We start from the raw sequence: 17,296 nt of genomic DNA on the forward strand, positions 1-17,296 counted from the left end.
CGTGGTAGTTCCCCCCGCCCACCTCAGGGGTTTACCCTCGTAACGAAGCAACAAAAAACCCTACGGAAAATGAAGAAACACAGGACGGGCTAACCAGCCCGTCCGGCGCTCGGGAACTTCACCCGGCGGATCCGGGGCCCCCAAGCCCCTTCACCGCCCGTTCCGGCGCGTTACGCCGGAACGCTCGCCACACCCTGCGGCAGGAACCGCCGGCCGGCGGCCCGCTCGGAGACGCCCTCACGGTCCAGGTACGGCGTGATGCCGCCCAGGTGGAAGGGCCAGCCCGCGCCGGTGATCAGGCACAGGTCGATGTCCTGCGCCTCGGCGACGACGCCCTCGTCCAGCATCAGGCCGATCTCCTGCGCCACGGCGTCCAGCACCCGGTCGCGCACCTGCTCCTCGGTCAGGACGACGTCGCCCTGCTTCAGCAGCGCCGCGACCTCGGGGTCCAGCTCCGGCTTGCCGGAGTCGTAGACGTAGAAGCCGCGCTTGCCGGCCTTGACCACGGCGGCCAGGTTCGGCGAGACGGTGAACCGGTCCGGGAAGGCGCGGTTGAGGGTCTCGGAGACGTGCAGACCGATGGCCGGGCCGACCAGCTCCAGGAGCACCAGCGGGGACATCGGCAGACCGAGCGGCTCGACGGCCTTCTCGGCGGTGGCCACCGGGGTGCCCTCGTCGATGACGTTCTGGATCTCGCCCATGAAGCGGGTGAGGATGCGGTTGACGACGAACGCCGGGGCGTCCTTCACCAGCACCGCGGTCTTCTTCAGCTTCTTGGCGACGCCGAAGGCGGTGGCCAGCGACGCGTCGTCGGTCTGCTCGCCGCGGACGATCTCCAGCAGCGGGAGGATCGCGACCGGGTTGAAGAAGTGGAAGCCCACGACCCGCTCGGGGTTCTTGAGCTTCGACGCCATCTCGGAGACCGACAGCGAGGAGGTGTTGGTGGCCAGGATCGCGTGGGCCGGAACGACCGCCTCGACCTCGGCGAACACCTGCTGCTTGACGCCCATCTCCTCGAAGACGGCCTCGATGACGAAGTCCGCGTCGCCGAAGGCGGCGGCCTTGTCGAGCGAGCCGGAGACCAGGCCCTTGAGGCGGTTGGCCTTGTCCTGGTTGACGCGGCCCTTGAGCAGCAGCTTGTCGATCTCGCCGTGGACGTAGCCCACGCCCTTGTCGACGCGCTCCTGGTCGATGTCGGTCAGTACGACCGGCACCTCCAGGCGGCGCGCGAAGAGCAGCGCGAGCTGAGAGGCCATCAGACCGGCGCCGACGACGCCGACCTTGGTGACCGGGCGGGCCAGGGACTTGTCCGGGGCACCCGCCGGGCGCTTGGCGCGCTTCTGCACCAGGTTGAAGGCGTAGATGCCGCCGCGCAGCTCGCCGCCCATGATCAGGTCGGCCAGCGCCTGGTCCTCGGCGTCGAAGCCGGCGCGCAGGTCGCCGTTCTTCGCCGCGGCGATGATCTCCAGCGCGCGGTACGCGGCCGGGGCCGCGCCGTGCACCTTGGAGTCGGCGATGGCCTTGCCGCGGGCGACGGCCTGGTCCCAGCCCTCGCCGCGGTCGATCTCGGCCCGGACGACCTCGGTGTCGCCCTTGAGGACCGAAGCGGTCCACAGCAGCGACTGCTCCAGGAAGTCCGCACCCTCGAACAGTGCGTCCGCGATGCCCAGGTCGAAGACCTGCTTGCCGCGCAGCTGCTTGTTCTGGTTGAGCGAGTTCTCGATGATCACCGAGACCGCGCGGTCCGCGCCGATGAGGTTCGGCAGCAGCGCGCAGCCGCCCCAGCCGGGGACCAGACCGAGGAAGACCTCGGGCAGCGAGAAGGCGGGGATCGCCTTGGAGACCGTGCGGTACGTGCAGTGCAGGCCGACCTCGACGCCGCCGCCCATCGCGGCACCGTTGTAGTACGCGAAGGTCGGCACGGCCAGCTGCGACAGCCGCTTGAAGACGTCGTGGCCGCCCTTGCCGATGGCCAGCGCGTCCTCGTGGCGCTTCAGCAGCTCGACGCCCTTGAGGTCGGCGCCGACCGCGAAGATGAACGGCTTGCCGGTCAGACCGGCACCGACGATCTCGCCGGCCGTGGCCTCCGCCTCGAGCTGGTCGATCGCCGCGTTCAGGTTCGCGAGCGACTGCGGACCGAAGGTGGTCGGCTTGGTGTGGTCCAGGCCGTTGTCCAGCGTGACGAGCGCGAAGCGCCCGGCGCCGAAGGGCAGGTCGAGGTGGCGCACGTGCGCCTGGGTCACGACCTCGCCCGGGAACAGCTCGGCCGCGCCCTTCAGGAGTTCAGTGGTGCTCACTTGTTGCCTCCGTCGAAGTGCGGGTTCTCCCAGATGACCGTTCCGCCCATGCCGAAGCCGACACACATGGTCGTGAGGCCGTAGCGGACGTGCGGCTGCTCCTCGAACTGCCGCGCCAGCTGCGTCATCAGGCGCACGCCCGACGAGGCCAGCGGGTGGCCGAAGGCGATCGCGCCGCCGTACTGGTTGACGCGCGGGTCGTCGTCCGCGATGCCGTAGTGGTCCAGGAGCGAGAGCACCTGCACCGCGAAGGCCTCGTTGACCTCGAAGAGACCGATGTCGTCGATCGTCAGGCCCGCCTTGGCGAGGGCCTTCTGGGTCGCCGGGACCGGGCCGATGCCCATGACCTCGGGCTCGACGCCCGCGAACGCGTAGCTGACCAGGCGCATCTTGACCGGCAGGCCCAGCTCGCGCGCCACGTCCTCGGCGGCGATCAGCGAGGCGGTGGCACCGTCGTTGAGACCGGCGGCGTTGCCCGCGGTGACCCGGCCGTGCGGGCGGAAGGGGGTCTTGAGACCCGCCAGGTTCGCCAGCGTGGTGCCCGGGCGCATCGGCTCGTCGGCGGTGGCCAGGCCCCAACCGGTCTCGCCGGCCTCGGCGTTGGTGCGGCGAATGGAGATCGGCACCAGGTCGGCCTGGATCTTGCCGTCGGCGTACGCCTTCGCGGCCTTCTCCTGGCTGCGGACCGCGTACTCGTCGGCGCGCTGCTTGGTGATGTGCGGCAGGCGGTCGTGCAGGTTCTCGGCGGTCATGCCCATGAAGAGGGCGGACTCGTCGACCAGCTTCTCCGACACGAAGCGCGGGTTCGGGTCCACACCCTCGCCCATGGGGTGACGGCCCATGTGCTCGACGCCGCCCGCGACGGCGATGTCGTACGCACCGAAGGAGAGCCCGCCGGCGACGGCGGTCACGGCGGTCATCGCACCGGCACACATGCGGTCGATGGAGTAGCCGGGCACGGACTGCGGGAGGCCCGCGAGGATGCCGGCGGTGCGGCCGAGGGTCAGGCCCTGGTCGCCGATCTGCGTCGTCGCGGCGAGGGCGACCTCGTCGATACGGGCCGGGTCCAGGCCGGGGTTGCGGCGCAGCAGCTCCCGGATGCACTTGACGACCATGTCGTCGGCGCGGGTCTCGTGGTAGATGCCCTTCGGGCCCGCCTTGCCGAACGGGGTGCGGACGCCGTCGACGAAAACGACGTCCCTAGCGGTACGAGGCACGTTGGCTCTCCTCCAGATGCGGGATCGCTGCGCGCGGGCACGCCGGTACGGCTCCGCCGCGGTGCGGGCTGACACCGTCATGCTACTTGCGGGTAACCATGCTGCCCAGCCCCCCGGGCGGGAGCGTCGAAGGTCACATTCCGTGGGCCCTCCCGTGCGCCGGGCGAAGGGGGCCCGAGCCCATGCCAAAGGGCCCCCGCTCTGCCGTTTCGGCAGGGCAGGGGCCCTTCGGGCGGCCGGCTAGGCCACCGGCGAGGTCAGCGCCGTCACCAGGACGGGGGTCACCTGTTCGATCTGCCAGGGGCGGGCGCCGTGGGCGGTGAGGATCTCGGCCACGGCCTCCGGCGTCGGGTCCTTCGGGGGCTCCCAGCACAGCCGGCGGACCGTGTCCGGAGTGATCAGGTTCTCCTGCGGCATCGTCAGCCGCTCGGCCAGGGCCGAGACCGCGGCGCGAGCCGTCGACAGCCGTGCCGCGGCGACCGGGTCCTTGTCCGCCCACGCGCGCGGCGGCGGCGGGCCCGTCAGGGGCTGGCCGGGCTGCGGCAGTTCCGCGTCCGGGATCGCCTTGGCGCGGTCGACGGCGGCCTGCCACTGCTCCAACTGCTTGCGGCTCATCCGGTGGCCGAAGCCGGTCAGGGCCGCGAGCGCGTGGGCGTTCGCCGGCACGTTGAGGGCGGCCTCGATGATCGCGCCGTCACTGAGCACCTTGCCCGGCGAGACGTCGCGGCGCTGTGCCACCTGGTCGCGCGCGGTCCACAGCTCACGGACCACGGCCATCTGCCGGCGCCTGCGCACCTTGTGCATGCCGGAGGTGCGGCGCCAGGGGTCCTTGCGGGGCGGGGCGGGCGGGGCCGCGGCGATGGCCGCGAACTCCTGGCGGGCCCACTCCAGCTTGCCCTGCCGGTCCAGCTCCTCCTCCAGCGCGTCGCGCAGGTCCACGAGCAGCTCGACGTCGAGCGCCGCGTAGCGCAGCCACGGGTCGGGCAGCGGGCGGGTGGACCAGTCGACGGCGGAGTGGCCCTTCTCCAGGGCGTAGCCGAGGACGTTCTCGACCATCGCGCCGAGTCCGACGCGCGCGAACCCCGCGAGCCGTCCCGCGAGCTCCGTGTCGAAGAGCCGCGACGGCGTCATCCCTATCTCGCGCAGACAGGGCAGGTCCTGGGTGGCGGCGTGCAGCACCCACTCGGCGTCGGCGACGGCCTCGCCGAGGGAGGAGAGGTCGGGGCAGCCGACCGGGTCGATCAATGCGGAGCCGGCGCCCTCACGGCGCAGCTGGACGAGGTAGGCGCGCTGGCCGTAGCGGTAGCCGGAGGCACGCTCGGCGTCGACGGCGACGGGTCCCGTGCCTGCTGCGAACGCCGCGACGACCTCGGCCAGGGCATCGTTGTCAGCGACGACCGGCGGGATGCCTTCGCGTGGTTCCAGCAAGGGGATCGGCGCCGAATCGACGTCGTCCGGGGGAGCGCCCCCGGTGGTTCGCAGTGTCGTGTCTTCTGCGGTCTCTTGGGCGTCGGTCACCGGTCAAGGGTATCTGTGTATGGCAAGCGCCCGTCGACGGAACGTTCCGTCGACGGGCGCGGTGCGTTTTCGCGGGGTCAGTGGATGATGCCGGTGCGCAGTGCGACGGCCACCATTCCGGCCCGGTCGCCGGTGCCGAGCTTGCGCGCGATGCGGGCGAGGTGGCTCTTGACGGTGAGGGCCGACAGGCCCATCGAGACGCCGATCGCCTTGTTGGACTGGCCCTCCGCCACCAGGCGCAGGACCTCGACCTCGCGGCCGGACAGCTCGCGGTACCCGCCGGGGTGGCCGGGCGCGCCGGGCGGGCGGCGGTGCATCCGGGCCGCGGCGGCGGAGCCGATGGGAGCGGCGCCGGGGCGTCCGGGGAGGCCGAGGTTGGTGCGGGTGCCGGTGACGACGTAGCCCTTGACGCCGCCCGCGAGGGCGTTGCGCACGGCGCCGATGTCGTCCGCGGCGGACAGGGCGAGGCCGTTGGGCCAGCCCGCCGCGCGGGTCTCGGAGAGCAGGGTGAGGCCGGACCCGTCGGGGAGGTGGACGTCGGCCACGCAGATGTCGCGCGGGCTGCCGACCCGGGGGCGGGCTTCCGCGATGGACGACGCCTCGATCACATCCCGCACGCCCAGGGCCCACAGATGACGGGTGACGGTGGAGCGGACGCGGGGGTCGGCGACGACGACCATGGCCGTCGGCTTGGTCGGTCGATAGGCGAGGCTCGCAGGTTGCTCGAGGAGAACGGACACCAGGCCTCCAGGGGGAGTGGCGGTGACGGTGCCGACTTGGGGCTAAGCCGGGGCGATCCGTATGGGAAGGGTCACAAGCCTCTTCGGCACCCAACCGTCCCGCCTTTAGGGAATGATCACGAATTGATGAGTAACAATTCGGGCAATTCGGACGGCTGACCGATCAACGACTCTGCGGACCGCGCCGCTGCGGGAGCGTCACGACCCCGGCGTCCGGCGGCCCGCCCGGCGGCAGTCCCGCGATCTGGCAGAGCAGATCGCACCAGGCCGCGAGGTGCGCCGCGGTGTCCGGCGCCTGCGGCACGCCCCCCGGGCCGCTGGTGTCCGTCGGTGACCACGACGCCCGGATCTCGATCCGCGTCGACGGCTCCCGCTCCGCGAGCCCGCCGAAGTAGTGCGACCCGGCCCGGGTCACCGTGCCGCTCGGCGCGCCGTACGGCACCCGGCGGGCCTCCAGCGCGCCCGTCAGCCAGGACCAGCAGACCTCCGGCAGCAGCGGGTCCGCGGCCATCTCCGGCTCCAGATCGGCGTGCACGAGCGTCACCATCCGGAACGTACCGCCCCAGGCGTCGTGCCCCGCCGGATCGTGCAGCAGGATCAGCCGCCCGTCCGCCAGCTCCTCGTCGTCCACGACGACCGCCGCCTCCAGCGCGTACGAGAAGGGGGCCAGCCGCTGGGGGGGCGGGGTCGCGTCGAGTTCGATCTCCGGCCGCAGGCGCACTCCTTGCAGCCCGGCGACCGCCTGCCGGAAGACGGACGGGGAGCCCTCCCCGCCCGCGTCGTCCGGACCGTCCGAGAGGTGTCCCTGCGCCGCAGCCATGCCCGGAAGACTAGGCGGAAGAGGCCGCTCTTCCGGGGAGGACACCCACACGGGCGGGTCACTCGTTCGGCCCGTGCGAAGATTTGGGGCATGAGTGAGCGCAGCCAGCTTCAGACCGGCCGCACCGCGGCGCACGACTCGGCGTTCCTGCGGGCGTGCCGACGCGAACCCGTACCGCATACCCCGGTCTGGTTCATGCGGCAGGCGGGACGCTCCCTTCCCGAGTACCGCAAGGTCCGCGAGGGCACCGCCATGCTGGAGTCCTGCATGCGCCCCGACCTCGTCACCGAGATCACCCTCCAGCCCGTGCGCCGCCACAACGTCGACGCCGCGATCTTCTTCAGCGACATCGTCGTCCCGCTCAAGGCCATCGGCATCGACCTCGACATCAAGCCCGGCGTCGGCCCGGTCGTGGCCCAGCCGATCCGCAGCCGCGCCGACCTCGAGCGGCTGCGCCCGCTCGACGCGGACGACGTGACGTACGTGACCGAGGCCATCGGCATGCTCACCGCCGAGCTGGGCGCCACCCCGCTCATCGGCTTCGCCGGCGCCCCCTTCACGCTGGCCAGCTATCTCGTCGAGGGCGGCCCGTCGCGCAACCACGAGCACACCAAGGCGCTCATGTACGGCGACCCCGAGCTGTGGGCCGACCTCCTCGACCGCCTCGCGGACATCACCGCCGCCTTCCTGAAGGTGCAGATCGAGGCGGGCGCCTCGGCCGTGCAGCTCTTCGACTCCTGGGTCGGCGCCCTGGCCCCGGCCGACTACCGCCGCTCCGTCATGCCCGCCTCGGCCAAGGTCTTCGACGCCGTCGCCGACTACGGCGTGCCGCGCATCCACTTCGGCGTCGGCACGGGCGAGCTCCTCGGCCTCATGGGCGAGGCCGGCGCGGACGTCGTCGGCGTCGACTGGCGCATCCCCATGGACGAGGCCGCGCGCCGCGTCGGCCCCGGCAAGGCGCTCCAGGGCAACCTCGACCCGGCCGTCCTCTTCGCCGGCCACGAGGCCGTCGAGACCAAGGCCCGCGAGGTCCTGGACGCGGCGGCGAAGCTGGAGGGCCACGTCTTCAACCTCGGCCACGGCGTGCTCCCCACCACCGACCCGGACGCGCTGACCCGCCTGGTCGCGTACGTCCACGAGCAGACGGCGCGCTAGCGCTGGGCCGTGGCGTGTGCACCTCCGCTGCGCGGCGGTGTCCTCAATCGCCGGACGGGCTGGAAGTGGCTGAGCTCAGCCATAACCAGCCCGTCCGGCGATTGAGGACGCGCCCGCAGGGCGCTGGCCGCCGCAGGCGGCAAGACCGGGCCGGACACGGCCTGGGAATCAAGCCCCTCCGGCCACCGCCGCCGCGGCTTTGCGCGCCGCGACGAGCACCGGGTCCCACACCGGCGAGAACGGCGGGGCGTAGCCCAGGTCCAGTGCCGTCATCTGCTCCACCGTCATACGGGCCGTCAGCGCCACCGCCGCGACGTCCACCCGCTTCGCCGCGCCCTCCCGGCCGACGATCTGGACGCCGAGCAGCCTGCCCGTTCGGCGCTCGGCGAGCATCTTCACCGTCATCGGGCGCGCGCCCGGGTAGTACCCGGCGCGGCTCGTCGACTCCACGGTGACGCTCACGAACTGCAGCCCGGCCGCCGTGGCCTGGGCCTCCAGCAGGCCCGTACGGGCGATCTCCAGGTCGCACACCTTGCTGACGGCCGTGCCGACCACACCCGGGAACGTGGCGTAGCCGCCGCCGATGTTCGAGCCGATCACCTGGCCGTGCTTGTTGGCGTGCGTGCCCAGCGCGATGTGCCGGGTGCGGCCGGCCACCAGGTCCCAGACCTCCACGCAGTCGCCTCCCGCCCAGACGTTCCCGTGGCCGCGCACCCGCATCGCCGGATCCGTCAGCAGACCGCCCGACTCGCCGAGCGGCAGCCCCGCCGCCCTGGCCAGCGACGTCTCGGGACGCACCCCCAGCCCCAGCACCACGACGTCGGCCGGGAAGCGTCGCTCCCCGGCCACGACCGCCGTGACCGCGCTGTCCGGGCTGCCCGGCCCTTCCGGGCCGGTGACGATCGAGGTGACCTCGGTCCCCGTCACCACCTCGATGCCCATCCCGCACATCGCCTCCCGGACCAGGGCACCCATGTCCGGATCCAGGGTGGCCATCGGCTGCGCGGCACGCTCGATGACCGTCACCTCGAAGCCGCGCAGGCCCAGCGCCTCCGCCATCTCCACCCCGATGTACCCGGCGCCGATCACGACCGCCCGGCGCGGGCCCGCCGGGTCGAGCTTCGCCAGCCCGTCGATCAGCGCCCGGCCGTCGTCCAGGGTCTGCACCCCGTACACCCCGCGCGCGTCGATGCCCTCGATCGGCGGCCGGACCGGCCGTGCGCCCGTGGCCAGCACCAGTCGGTCGAAGCCGTGCCAGCGCTCCGTGCCGGACTCCAGATCACGCGCCCGCACCCGCTGCCCGGCCACGTCCAGCTCCGTCACCTCCGTGCGCGTCCGCAGATCGATGCCGCGCCGGCGGTGCTCCTCGGGGGTGCGGGCGATGAGCGCGTCCGGCCCGTCGACCACACCGCCCGCCCAGTACGGGATGCCGCACGCCGAGTACGAGGTGAAGTGGCCCCGCTCGAACGCCGTGATCTCCAGTTCGTCCGGGCCCTTGAGCCTGCGCGCCTGCGAGGCCGCGGACATGCCCGCCGCGTCCCCTCCGACGATCACCAGTCGCGTCGCCGCCATCGCGTTCCCGTCCTCTCGTCGTCCGTCCGGTCCCTCACGCCCCACGCTACGGGGGGCCGGGCCGTCCGCCCCGGCCGGGGAAGGCGAGGAAGACCGTTTCGGCGCCGCCCCGGAGCCGGATGTCGAAGCGGTACGTGCGGTGGCCGCCGCCCGCGTCCGGCGTGGCCAGCAGGGTGGCGCGCCGGGCGGGCGGCAGGGCGTCGATCAGGGGGTCGTGCTCGGGGAAGGCCAGGTAGGCGCGGGTGAACAGATGACGCGTCAGGCCCGGGGCGAGGAGACACACCGCGAGATAGGGCGCCCCGCCGGGCGGCAGGGTGCGCAGCGCGTAGTGGCCGTCGTCGCGGGTGACGACACGCGCGAAACCCGTGAAGACGGCACCGTCGCGCCGCAGGCTGCCGGGCGCGCCCACGAGCGAACCGTCGGGGGCGGCCTGCCAGAACTCCAGCAGCGCCTCGGGCACGGGCGCCCCGTCGCCGTCGCGGACGCAACCGTGCACGGTGATCGTGTCGGGGTGTCCGACGGGGGCCGCTTCGCCGCCGCCGGGGAACGGCAGGGCGGTGCCGTGGAAGGGGCCGATGGTCTGCGCGGGGGTGGCGGGCAGGGACATTCAGCGGCCCTCCTCGGCCCAGGTGGCGCCCGGCCCGTCCAGGACGATGTCCCAGCGGTAGCCCAGGGATCGCTCCGGTTCGTTCAGCCCGGGGTCGTAGGCGGCGATCAGGCGTCGGCGGGCGGTGGTGTCGCGGACGGAGGTCCAGATCGAGTCGTAGGGCAGCAGCGGGTCCCCGGGGAAGTACATCTGGGTGACCAGGCGCTGGGTGAACGCGCTACCGAAGAGGGAGAAATGCAGATGGGAGGGGCGCCAGGCGTTGTGACGGGTGACATCGGGATAGGCGCCGGGCCGGATGGTGGTGAAGCGGTAGCGGCCGTCGTCGTCCGTGAGACACCGGCCCGCGCCCGTGAAGTTCGGGTCGAGGGGCGCGGCGTGCCGGTCCATCCGGTGGACGTAGCGGCCGGCGGCGTTGGCCTGCCACAGCTCCACCAACTGGCCGCGCACCGGGCGCCCCCGGCCGTCCAGGACCCGCCCGCCGACGGTGATCCGCTCGCCCAGCGGCTCCCCGCGGTGCCCGAGGGTCAGATCGGCGTCGAGCGGGCTCACGTCCGCCGCGCCGAAGACGGGCGCGCGCAGTTCGACGGCGTCGGGATCGAGGAGGTGGGGGACGGGCCGCTGCACGGGGTGGCGCTCGGGGCGGCCGAGGTACGGAGGGACGGTGCCCGGCCCCTCGCCGGCCGCGATCCCGACGAAGTCCTCGACGTCACGGCCGGTGTCCTGGGCTAACGGTTCGGTGGCTGCCATGGCCAGGACCTACCCCGGTGCGCGGGCCCTTGATCCCCGCGCGCCCGTCTCCCGCAGGTTCCCGGCCGGTTCGGCGGCCGCCGCGTCCCACCGGTCAGCGTTCGAGAACCAGCGCCTGTCCCTGCCCGACACCGATGCACAGCGCCGCCAGCCCCGTACCGGAGCCCGCCGCCGCGAGCTGGTGGGCGACCGACCCCGCCAGCCGGGCGCCGGAGCAGCCCAGCGGATGGCCGATCGCGATGGCGCCGCCCCGGGCGTTGACGATGCCGGGGTCGAGTTCCGGCCATTCGGCGAAGCAGCCCAACGCCTGGGCGGCGAAGGCCTCGTTGAGCTCGAAGTGCGTCACGTCGCCGAAGCCTCGGCCCGCCTTGGCCAGCGCCCGCCGTACCGCCTCGACGGGACCGAGACCGAACAGATCCGGTTCGATGCCGGTGACGGCCGAGGCCCGTACCCGGGCCAGCGGCTCCCGGCCGGTCAGCCGCAGCCCCTCCTCGTCCACGAGCAGCAGCGCGGCGGCACCGTCGTTCAGCGGCGAGGAGTTGCCCGCGGTGACCGTCCCGCCCTCCGTGCGGAAGACCGGCTTCAGCCGCGCCAGCGCCTCGGGGGAGGTGGCATCGCGGATGGTCTCGTCCCGCGGCAGTTCGACGCCGGGAAGCGGCACCACCTCGGCGTCGTACGCGCCCTCCCGCCACGCCCGCGCCGCCTTCTCATGGCTGGCGAGCGCGAACGCGTCCTGCTGCTCCCGGGTGATGCCGTGCTTGTCCGCGATCAGTTCGGCGCCCTCGCCGAGCGAGGTCGTCCACCGCGGTTCCATGGCCGGGTTGGTCATCCGCCAGCCGAGGGTCGTCGAGTACATCCGCTGGTCGCCGGCCGGGAAGGCCCGCTCGGGCTTGGGCAGCACCCAGGGGGCGCGGCTCATCGACTCGACGCCGCCCGCGACGACCACCGACGCGTCACCGAGGGCGATGGCGCGGTACGCCTGCACGACCGCCTCCAGACCGGAGGCGCACAGCCGGTTGACGGTCGCGCCGGGCACGCTCACCGGCAGCCCCGCGAGCAGCACGGCCATCCGCGCGACGTTGCGGTTCTCCTCCCCGGCGCCGTTGGCGTTGCCGAGGACGACATCGTCGATCCTGGCCGGATCGAGGTCCGGGGCCCGCTGGACGAGGGCCCGGACGACGTGTGCGGCGAGGTCGTCGGGTCGGACGGCGGCGAGGGCGCCGCCGTACTTGCCGACGGGGGTGCGGACGGCGTCGACGATGTAGACGTCACGGATGCGGTCGTTCATGGCTTCTCCATCAGCGCTCGGGCGGTCGGCGGTCGACGTCGTGTCCGCGCGCGCCACCGCACGTGTTCGCCCGGTGAACGCTCGTTCATGATCGGCCGGTGACGAGTCTCGGCGGGCCGCCGGGCCCTGTCAATGGGCGTGCGGGCGGCCCCGGGGGCCCCGGGGACGGGCGGCGTTGTCTGAGAGAGTGGGCCCATGAGCGCAGTGGACACGCGTACGAACCATGTGGTCGTCATCGGTGGCGGGATCTCGGGGCTGGCGGCGGCCCACCGGCTGTCGCGGGGCGGCGCGAGGGTCACGGTCCTGGAGGCGTCGGGCCGGCTCGGCGGCAAGCTCCTGGCGGGCGAGATCGCGGGCGTACCGGTGGACCTCGGGGCCGAGTCGATGCTGGCGCGGCGGCCGGAGGCCGTCGACCTGGCCCGCGCGGTCGGCCTCGCCGACCGGCTCCAGCCGCCGGCCGTCACGACGGCGGCACTGTGGACGCGCGGCGGTCTGCGGCCCATGCCCAAGGGCCATCTGATGGGCGTGCCCGGCGCGCTGGCCCCGTTGGCCGCCTCCGGGGTGCTCTCCGACGAGGGCCTCGCCCGGATCGCCCGGGACGAGGAGCTGCCGCACACGGAGACCGGCGAGGACGTCGCCGTCGGTGCCTATGTGGCGGAGCGGATGGGCCGCGAGGTCGTGGACCGGCTGGTGGAGCCGCTCCTGGGCGGCGTCTACGCGGGCGACGCCTACCGCATCTCGATGCGGGCGGCCGTCCCGAAGCTCTTCGAGGCGGCGCGCACCCACCGCTCGCTGGCCGAAGGCGTACGGGCCGTCCAGGCGCAGGCCGCCCGGGAGCAGGGTGACGCGGCCGGACACGGCGGAGCGGGCCGGGAGGTCGGCGACGGCGGACCGGAGCGGGCCGGGGCCGGCGCGGACCGGCCGGTCTTCATGGGCATCGCCGGTGGCATCGGGCGGCTGCCCCTCGCCGTCGCGGACGCCGTGCGCGCGGCGGGCGGGGAGATCCGTCTCGACACGCCGGTGGTGGCCGTGCGGCGCGGGGCCGACGGCTGGCGGATCGAGCTGGAGACGGGGACGCTCACGGCGGACGCCGTCATCCTCGCCACCCCCGCGCACGACGCGGCCCGCCTGCTCGGGTCCGTGTGCCGGCCGGCCGCCACCGAGCTGGCCGCCGTCGAGTACGCCTCCATGGCCCTGGTCACCCTGGCCTTCCGTCGCCCGGCCGTGGAAGGGCTCGCGCACGGCAGCGGCTTCCTGGTGCCGCCCGTCGACGGCCGCAGGATCAAGGCCTCCACCTTCTCCAGCAACAAGTGGCAGTGGAACGCGGACGCCGACCCGGATCTCTTCGTCCTGCGTACCTCGATCGGGCGGTTCGGCGACGAGGAGGATCTGGAGCGCGAGGATTCCGAGCTGGTATCGATGTCGCTCAAGGATCTCGGGGACGCGGTGGGCCTCGCGGCGACGCCGGTCGACACCCGTGTCACCCGCTGGCACGGCGGACTGCCGCAGTACCCGGTGGGGCATCTGGACCGGGTCGCCCGTGTCCGCGAGCACGTCGCGAGCCTGCCCGGCCTGCGGGTCTGCGGCGCCGCCTACGACGGCGTGGGCATCCCGGCCTGCGTCTCCAGCGGTCACCGGGCCGCCGACGAGGTCCTCGGGACCCTGGCGGCGGGCACCGAAGGCCGCAGGGGAGAATAGGGACATGACTGACGCCCCTCAGAAGACCCCGAACGCCGGCAAGAAGGCCAAGGACCTCAACGAGGTCATCCGCTACACCCTCTGGTCGGTGTTCAAGCTGCGTGACGTCCTGCCCCAGGACCGGGCGGGCTACGCCGACGAGGTGGAGGAGCTGTTCGCGCAGCTCGCCGAGAAGGACGTCACCGTGCGCGGTACGTACGACCTGTCGGGTCTGCGGGCCGATGCCGATGTGATGATCTGGTGGCACTCGGAGACCTCGGACGCCCTCCAGGACGCGTACAACCTCTTCCGCCGCACGAAGCTCGGCCGCGCGCTGGAGCCGGTGTGGTCGAACATGGCGCTGCACCGCCCCGCCGAGTTCAACAAGTCGCACATCCCGGCGTTCCTCGCGGACGAGACGCCGCGCGACTACGTCAGCGTCTACCCCTTCGTGCGCAGTTACGACTGGTACCTGCTGCCCGACGAGGACCGCCGCCGCATGCTCGCGGACCACGGCAAGATGGCGCGCGGCTACCCCGACGTGCGCGCCAACACCGTCGCCTCCTTCTCGCTCGGCGACTACGAGTGGATCCTGGCCTTCGAGGCCGACGAGCTGTACCGCATCGTCGATCTCATGCGCCACCTGCGCGCCTCGGAGGCCCGCATGCACGTCCGCGAAGAGGTGCCGTTCTACACCGGTCGCCGTCGGGCTGTGTCGGAGCTGATTGCGGGTCTGGCGTAGCCGGACGGCGGTCAGGGCCGGCCGTCCGGCCGTCGGGTTCGCGTTGAGCGCGTAGGCCTGTCCGGCGGATCTTCGGCTGCGGGCCCGTCGTTGCCGCCTACGGTGGCGAGCGCCCTGCGGGCGCGTCCTCAAACGCCGGACAGGCTGGTTTCCGCTGGGCTCATTCCAGCCCGTCCGGCGCCCCCGGACACCGCCGCGCAGCGGTGGTGCACCTCACGTCCTCCCGGCCGTCAGGCCCGTGTCGTGCCGCTCGTCGGCTGGGGCTCCGGGCGGGCCGCGCAGTATGTGCGGCGCCCGGGTACCGCGCCGGTGAGCAGATAGCGCTCGGTGTGGCGGTTCACGCACGCGTTCGGGCCGCCCGCGATGCCGTGGGTGCCCGCGCCGCGCTCGGTGACCAGCGCCGAGCCCGGCAGCCTGCGCTGAAGTTCCAGCGCCCCCCGGTACGGCGTGGCCGCGTCCCGCTCGGCGGCCAGCAGCAGCGTGGGCGGCAGCGCGCCCTTCGCCACCCGGATCGTCAGCGGCTTCTGCTGGGGCACCCGCCAGAACGCGCACGGCAGGTTCATCCAGGCGTTGTCCCACGTCTCGAAGGGCGCCCGGCGGGCGAGCCGGGTGTTGTCCCGGTCCCAGACCGCCCAGGAGCGCGGCCACGGCGCGTCGTTGCACTCGACGGAGGTGTAGACGGCGTTGCTGTTCTCCTCCGCCCGCGCGGCCTCGGGGTCGGGCGCGGCGAGCACGCGCAGCGGCTCGTCGTCGCCGCGCAGATACGCGGACAGGGCGTTGGCCCCCCGCGCCCAGAAACTGTCGGCGTAGCCCATCTTGAGGAACGCGGACTGCAGCTGCCCCGGCCCGACCGTCCCGCCCGCGGGGCGCCGGGCGAGCCGTGCCCGCGCCGTGTCGTACGAGGCCAGCACCTGCCGGGCGGTGCGGCCCAGGTGGTAGACGTCGTCGTGCCGGGCGGCCCAGCGCCGCCAGTCGGCCCAGCGGGTCTCGAAGGCGGCGGACTGGTCGAGGTTGTTGCGGTACCAGACCTGGCTGGTGCGGGGGTCGACCACGCTGTCGAAGACCATGCGGCGCACGTGTCCCGGGAACAGCGTGGCGTACAGGGCACCGAAGTACGTGCCGTACGACGCCCCCATGTAGGAGAGCCGCTTCTCGCCGAGGGCGGCGCGCAGCACGTCGAGGTCACGGGCGTTGTTCAGGCTCGTGAAGTGCTGGAGGTCGCTGCCCGCCTTCCGGGCGCACGACCGTGCGTACGCCCGTGCCTGCGCGACGCGCTTCTTCTTGTAGGCGGCGGAGGGGTGCTGCGGCGACTGGGTGGGGGCCTTGGCGAACCGCTTCGGGTCCATGCAGGACAGCGGCGCCGAGCGGGCGACGCCTCGCGGGGCGTAGCCGACGAAGTCGTACGCCCGGGCGGTCGCGTGCCACTGCGCGAGGCCGGCGAGCAGCGGGAACCACATGCCGGAGCTGCCCGGCCCGCCGGGGTTGTAGACCAGGGAGCCCTGGCGCTGAGCGGGGGTGCCGGTGGCGGTGGAGCGGCTGACGGTGAGGCGGATGTGCTTGCCGTTGGGACGGGAGTAGTCCAGCGGTACGGAGACCGTGCCGCACCGGATCGGCTCCGGGAGCTGTTCGACGGCCGGGCAGGCGCCGAACGCGATGCCCTTGGCGGCGGCCCGCTCGGCCGCGAGGGCCACGCCGCGCGCCTCGGTCCGCCCCTCCGGCGGGAGGGTGTGGCCGACGCCGTCGGCCGGGGTGGCGAGTCCGGTGAGGACCAGGGACCCGAGGATTCCGTACAGGGCTGCTGTTCTCACTGCTCATCCCTTCACGCCAATGCGACAAAAGGGATAATTGGTTCGGCAGTTGATGTTGTAAAGCACCACGGAGCAGTGTCGGTCGCAATGCGCCCGAAGAGGGGTGCCCCGCAGGCGCCGTACGGGCCCGCCCGGCTGTGGACACCGGGCACTGGCGAGGCCCCGCGATCGGGGGGACGTCGCGGGGCCTCACTCGCTTCAACGGGCGGGAAATTGGGTTGGTTCCCGCGCTTCTGCGGCAGTATGGCGGATGGGGGTGGTAGGAGTGCGCGAGCCGCCGGGCGCGAAGAGGACCGGGGACGGAAAGAACTACGATCCGGAGCGGCTGTTCCTGCCGCCCGACGACGATCTCGCCCCGAACCGCCCGGGCGAGACGCTCCGCGCGCGGCTCGACGCGTCCGGCACCGGCCGGACCCGGCTCGCCCTCGCCCGTCTCCTCGGCCGCAGGCCCGTGGAGCACGAGTGGCGCACGGCGCTGGCCGGTGAGCAGCTCGTCGGCACGGCGCTGGAGGAGCTGACAGCGGGCGGCTGGGAGGTGGTGCACTCCATCGTCCTGCCGGGCGACGCGATCATCGCCCATCTGCTGATCGGCCCCGGCGGGGTCTTCTGCGTCGGGGTGACGCACGCCCGCAAGAGGCGGGTCCTGATCGAGGACCCCCTGGTCCGGGTGGCCCGGGAGCGCCGGCCGCGCCCGCACCTGCGCGACGCCCGGCGGGACGCGGCGCGCTCGTCGCTGGTGCTGTCCCGGGGCTGCGGCTTCCCGGTGCGGGTACGACCGGTGCTGGTGGTCGTCGGAGCCACGAGCGTGGAGGTACCGGCCGTGCCGGAGGACGTACGGGTCCTGCGGGAGCGGGAGATCCCCGAGCTCGGCACGCCGGCGGGGGTCCTGCATCCGGACCGGGTGGCCCGCATCCACACGGTGGCACGGAACCGCCGCGTCTGGCTGTGGGCGTGACGAGGCGTCAGGAACGGTGGGCCCTGTCCGGCGGACCTTCGGCTGCCGACCGTCTTTGCCGCCTGCGGCGGCGGGCGCCCTGCGGGCGCGGGGGGGGGAGGGGAGGGGGGGGGGGGGGGGGGGGGTATGGACGACCCGACGAAAGCAAGTAGT

The 17,296-nt window shown here is 73.3% G+C and carries 14 protein-coding genes; 4 read left to right on the forward strand and 10 right to left on the reverse strand.

Annotation, left to right across the window (positions count from 1 at the left end; genetic code table 11):
* Positions 1 to 170: 170 nt before the first annotated feature.
* From ACZ53N_RS00980 to ACZ53N_RS01000, 5 genes are all read right to left on the reverse strand, one after another.
* Positions 171 to 2,297, reverse strand: coding sequence for a 3-hydroxyacyl-CoA dehydrogenase NAD-binding domain-containing protein (locus ACZ53N_RS00980; RefSeq protein ID WP_469138858.1), 2,127 nt, complete (start codon positions 2,295 to 2,297; stop codon positions 171 to 173).
* On the reverse strand, positions 2,294 to 3,514 hold the full coding sequence (locus ACZ53N_RS00985; RefSeq protein WP_469138859.1) for a thiolase family protein: 1,221 nt from the start codon (positions 3,512 to 3,514) through the stop codon (positions 2,294 to 2,296). The genes ACZ53N_RS00980 and ACZ53N_RS00985 overlap by 4 nt, the downstream gene beginning before the upstream one ends.
* Before the next feature lie 240 nt (positions 3,515 to 3,754).
* On the reverse strand, positions 3,755 to 5,032 hold the full coding sequence (locus ACZ53N_RS00990) for an HRDC domain-containing protein (protein WP_469138860.1): 1,278 nt from the start codon (positions 5,030 to 5,032) through the stop codon (positions 3,755 to 3,757).
* A 77-nt stretch (positions 5,033 to 5,109) separates the two neighbouring features.
* Complete coding sequence (locus ACZ53N_RS00995) at positions 5,110 to 5,772, reverse strand: response regulator transcription factor (protein ID WP_130881701.1); 663 nt, start codon at positions 5,770 to 5,772, stop codon at positions 5,110 to 5,112.
* A gap of 163 nt (positions 5,773 to 5,935) precedes the next feature.
* On the reverse strand, positions 5,936 to 6,592 hold the full coding sequence (locus ACZ53N_RS01000; protein ID WP_130881700.1) for a DUF3000 domain-containing protein: 657 nt from the start codon (positions 6,590 to 6,592) through the stop codon (positions 5,936 to 5,938).
* 90 nt (positions 6,593 to 6,682) lie between these two features.
* On the opposite strand from ACZ53N_RS01000, the gene hemE reads away from it, so the two are divergent.
* Positions 6,683 to 7,747, forward strand: a complete 1,065-nt coding sequence (gene hemE, locus ACZ53N_RS01005; RefSeq protein WP_469138861.1) for a uroporphyrinogen decarboxylase — start codon at positions 6,683 to 6,685, stop codon at positions 7,745 to 7,747.
* 168 nt (positions 7,748 to 7,915) lie between these two features.
* On the opposite strand, the gene ACZ53N_RS01010 is transcribed toward hemE, so the two are convergent.
* From ACZ53N_RS01010 to ACZ53N_RS01025, 4 genes are all read right to left on the reverse strand, one after another.
* Positions 7,916 to 9,319: an FAD-dependent oxidoreductase gene (locus tag ACZ53N_RS01010; protein ID WP_469138862.1), complete on the reverse strand. Its 1,404-nt coding sequence runs from the start codon at positions 9,317 to 9,319 to the stop codon at positions 7,916 to 7,918.
* Between the two features lie 46 nt (positions 9,320 to 9,365).
* Complete coding sequence (locus ACZ53N_RS01015) at positions 9,366 to 9,926, reverse strand: dioxygenase family protein (protein ID WP_469138863.1); 561 nt, start codon at positions 9,924 to 9,926, stop codon at positions 9,366 to 9,368.
* Positions 9,927 to 10,673 (reverse strand): protocatechuate 3,4-dioxygenase subunit beta, encoded by a 747-nt coding sequence (pcaH, locus tag ACZ53N_RS01020; RefSeq protein WP_469138864.1) that lies wholly within the window; start codon positions 10,671 to 10,673, stop codon positions 9,927 to 9,929.
* Between the two features lie 94 nt (positions 10,674 to 10,767).
* Positions 10,768 to 11,961, reverse strand: a complete 1,194-nt coding sequence (locus ACZ53N_RS01025) for a thiolase family protein (protein ID WP_469138865.1) — start codon at positions 11,959 to 11,961, stop codon at positions 10,768 to 10,770.
* A gap of 195 nt (positions 11,962 to 12,156) precedes the next feature.
* Here ACZ53N_RS01025 and hemG point away from each other — a divergent pair, with 195 nt between their 5' ends.
* On the forward strand, positions 12,157 to 13,659 hold the full coding sequence (hemG, locus tag ACZ53N_RS01030; RefSeq protein WP_469138866.1) for a protoporphyrinogen oxidase: 1,503 nt from the start codon (positions 12,157 to 12,159) through the stop codon (positions 13,657 to 13,659).
* A 4-nt stretch (positions 13,660 to 13,663) separates the two neighbouring features.
* Entirely contained in the window at positions 13,664 to 14,380 is a 717-nt protein-coding gene (gene hemQ / locus ACZ53N_RS01035; protein ID WP_365213602.1) for a hydrogen peroxide-dependent heme synthase, read from the forward strand.
* Positions 14,381 to 14,610: 230 nt separating this feature from the next.
* On the opposite strand, the gene ACZ53N_RS01040 is transcribed toward hemQ, so the two are convergent.
* Positions 14,611 to 16,188, reverse strand: coding sequence for an alpha/beta hydrolase (locus tag ACZ53N_RS01040; protein ID WP_469138867.1), 1,578 nt, complete (start codon positions 16,186 to 16,188; stop codon positions 14,611 to 14,613).
* Positions 16,189 to 16,453: 265 nt separating this feature from the next.
* On the opposite strand from ACZ53N_RS01040, the gene ACZ53N_RS01045 reads away from it, so the two are divergent.
* Positions 16,454 to 17,143, forward strand: coding sequence for a nuclease-related domain-containing protein (locus tag ACZ53N_RS01045; protein ID WP_469138868.1), 690 nt, complete (start codon positions 16,454 to 16,456; stop codon positions 17,141 to 17,143).
* Positions 17,144 to 17,296: the final 153 nt, after the last annotated feature.

This window comes from Streptomyces sp. NPDC033229 (assembly GCF_055576875.1).

Bases quoted from the DNA above. Each gene is read 5' to 3' on its own strand.
- ACZ53N_RS01000 (WP_130881700.1), bottom strand. From the start codon at position 6,592: ATGGCTGCGGCGCAGGGACACCTCTCGGACGGTCCGGACGACGCGGGC.
- hemE (WP_469138861.1), top strand. From the start codon at position 6,683: ATGAGTGAGCGCAGCCAGCTTCAGACCGGCCGCACCGCGGCGCACGAC.
- ACZ53N_RS01010 (WP_469138862.1), bottom strand. From the start codon at position 9,319: ATGGCGGCGACGCGACTGGTGATCGTCGGAGGGGACGCGGCGGGCATG.
- ACZ53N_RS01015 (WP_469138863.1), bottom strand. From the start codon at position 9,926: ATGTCCCTGCCCGCCACCCCCGCGCAGACCATCGGCCCCTTCCACGGC.
- pcaH (WP_469138864.1), bottom strand. From the start codon at position 10,673: ATGGCAGCCACCGAACCGTTAGCCCAGGACACCGGCCGTGACGTCGAG.
- ACZ53N_RS01025 (WP_469138865.1), bottom strand. From the start codon at position 11,961: ATGAACGACCGCATCCGTGACGTCTACATCGTCGACGCCGTCCGCACC.
- hemG (WP_469138866.1), top strand. From the start codon at position 12,157: ATGAGCGCAGTGGACACGCGTACGAACCATGTGGTCGTCATCGGTGGC.
- hemQ (WP_365213602.1), top strand. From the start codon at position 13,664: ATGACTGACGCCCCTCAGAAGACCCCGAACGCCGGCAAGAAGGCCAAG.